1 protein-coding gene and 4 pseudogenes are annotated in these 2,495 nt (G+C 59.7%); 4 read left to right on the top strand and 1 reads right to left on the bottom strand.

Features of this window, described 5'->3' with window-relative positions; all coding sequences use genetic code 11:
• A pseudogene (locus G8767_RS35080) lies at positions 1–326 on the top strand (chromosome partitioning protein ParB); the annotation flags it as partial.
• Here G8767_RS35080 and G8767_RS36675 read toward each other — a convergent pair.
• The gene (locus G8767_RS36675; protein WP_231783836.1) at positions 224–439 is read right to left on the bottom strand and encodes a transposase; all 216 of its coding nucleotides are present in this window, start codon (positions 437–439) and stop codon (positions 224–226) included. The pseudogene G8767_RS35080 and the gene G8767_RS36675 overlap by 103 nt on opposite strands.
• Before the next feature lie 50 nt (positions 440–489).
• Here G8767_RS36675 and G8767_RS36210 point away from each other — a divergent pair.
• The 3 pseudogenes from G8767_RS36210 to G8767_RS35065 form a co-directional block, all read left to right on the top strand.
• Positions 490–648 (top strand): annotated as a pseudogene (locus G8767_RS36210) (DDE-type integrase/transposase/recombinase); the annotation flags it as partial.
• Between the two features lie 290 nt (positions 649–938).
• Positions 939–2,044, top strand: a pseudogene (locus G8767_RS35070) (IS110 family transposase).
• A gap of 16 nt (positions 2,045–2,060) precedes the next feature.
• Positions 2,061–2,392: pseudogene (locus G8767_RS35065) on the top strand (integrase core domain-containing protein); the annotation flags it as partial.
• Positions 2,393–2,495 lie beyond the last annotated feature (103 nt).

Genomic DNA, 2,495 nt, shown 5'->3' with positions numbered 1-2,495 from the left:
GAGTTGCGCAGATGCTCGAATTCGGCGCATCCATCACGAAGGTGTCCAAGACCCTCGCGATGGACAAAAAGGATGTGAAAGCCCAGGCAGCGGTAGGGAAAGCGGAGGCAGCCCGCGCCGCCCTCGATGCCGGACAGCTCGACCTCGCACACGCGGCAGTAGTGGCCGAGTTCGAGGAAGCCGGAGACACCGAAGCCGTCGAAAAGCTCCTGACCACCAGGCCTTACAACTTCGACCACGTAGCGGAGCGACTACGCGGGTTGCGCGAAGAACGGGAGGCATACGCCCGCGCCATGGTCAGCCCCGTCTTCCGCAACCAGTTGTAGCCGGCGTTTTCATGAATGCCGACCGCTCGCGCTGCGGCGCGGACCGTGCCACCTCTATCGAGCAATCGAAAGAATTCTTCCTTCTGCTGATCCGTGTACTTTTTCCCAGCCACCGCCACACCTTCCAGTAGGTGTTGCGACGATCGCTGGAATCCAAGCCCGTGAAGGTAAAATTTACTGCGCCGCTGTCCTGGATACGTTTTCGAGGCGAGTCGTCGGTTGGTCGATCGACAGCTCGCAGACAGCGACGTTGGTGACAAACGCTCTAGGAATGGGCATTTCCAATCGAGGCCCAACACCCGGCACACTCATTCACTCGGACAGTGAGACTGTTCGTGCCGGTGTTTTCGGATTTCCTGACCGTTACCGCATGGAGACGAGAGAATGCTGGTGCCGGGAGTTCCCAGTGTTCCTGACCCTCACTCCGATCGACGATCGTGTGTCTTTCCTTGGATTTGTCGGTTCCTGGGAACCCCCGGTGAGGCGCTACGCCTCACCGTCGGGGTGACCTGAGGAGAGCCTGCACCACCAGGTGCTCATCACTGTCTTGTCCGCCGGTTCGGTCGATGCGCGGCGCCGCCTTGCTCATCGGTCAACGGAGAGGAAAGCGACATGACAAGGATGCCTGACAAAGCCGATCTCGATCAAGACCGGCGAGTGTTCGCCGGAGTCGATACCCACAAAGAACTGCACGTCGCCGCGGTGATCGATACCGACGACAACGTCCTCGGAACTCGCAGTTTTCCGACCACCCGAAACGGGTATCGAACCATGCTGACCTGGATCGGCGAGTACGGCAATCTGATCCGGATCGGTATTGAGGGCACTGGCTCCTACGGAGCTGGGCTGACCCGCCACCTCGCGAAAGCCGGCGTGACGGTACTCGAGGTGGACCGCCCCGATCGCTCGGACCGTCGCCGTAAGGGCAAAGACGACGACCTCGACGCCATCAACGCGGCCCGCGCAGCCAAGACCAACCGGCGCACCACCACCCCGAAATCGAAAGACGGTGCCGTCGAGTCACTTCGGGTGTTGAGGGTGACCCGAGCCCATTCGGTACGAGAGCGGCGCAGTGCGCTGCAACTGCTGCGGATGACGATCATCTCCGCTCCCGACGAGCTGCGCGCTCAGGTCCGCGATCTGACGCGGATGCAACTGATCCGCCTCCTCGCCGCCTGGCGACCGGATGTCGCGAACGCTACTGATCCCGTGACCGCCTACCGGGTGTCGATGAAGTCCCTGGCTCGCCGCTATCTCGAATTAACCGACGAGATCGCCGATCTCGACGAACTGATCAACCCAATCGTGAAAGCCCTCGCACCTCAACTACTCGAGCGCGTCGGAATCGGTATCGAAGTCGCCGGACAAATGCTTGTCACCGCCGGCGATAATTCCGATCGATGAAATCCGAAGCCGCGTTCGCGATGCTATGCGGTGTTGCACCGCTACCCGCATCTTCTGGCATGACCCAACGCCACCGCCTCAATCGCGGCGGTGACCGCCAAGCCAACCGAGCCTTGCATCTGGCCGTCATCGGCCGCATTCGACTCGACCCGAAAACCCAGGCCTACGTAGAGAAGAAAACCAGCGAAGGCCACTCGAAACTGGAAACTATCCGGTGCCTGAAGCGCTACCTGGCTCGCGAGGTCTACTACCTCCTCAACCCTGGACCGCAGACAATCACCCCGAACACCCGACACCATCGAAAAGCAGCTTGACTCTCAGGAGAGCATCCACGGAGTGCAGTTCACGTCCTGGGCATTCACCCACCGGGCGCACGACTCAGGGCTGGTCCCGTCAATGGGATCGATCGGCGATTGCTATGACAACGCCGTGATCGAATCTTTCTGGGGCAGAATACAAACCGAACCCTTGAACAGAAAACGCTGGAAAACGAGGATCGAACTGGCCAACGCCATGTTCGAGTACCTCGAGATCTTCCACAACGGTAGCGTCGGCACAGTGCACTCGGGATGCTGACCCCGATCGAGTTCGAGACATACACTTCACACGTCAACCCGTTGCCTGAAGTCAAATATGGCGGGTCTGTCCAGAAAACGGTGTAATTGGTTGATTTCTAACTACTTTCGTCCGGCAGACAGCCGTCCGTCGAACGTTATCTCGAAGGCATTCAGTGCTGCCTTCCATCGGTTGGACCAGCGTTGGCGG

This window comes from Rhodococcus sp. IC4_135 (assembly GCF_011602025.1).
In the GTDB taxonomy this organism is placed as follows: Bacteria; Actinomycetota; Actinomycetes; order Mycobacteriales; family Mycobacteriaceae; genus Rhodococcus_F; species Rhodococcus_F baikonurensis.
Note: the sequence above shows the minus strand (reverse complement) of the source record. Positions and strands in the feature narration are given on the sequence as shown.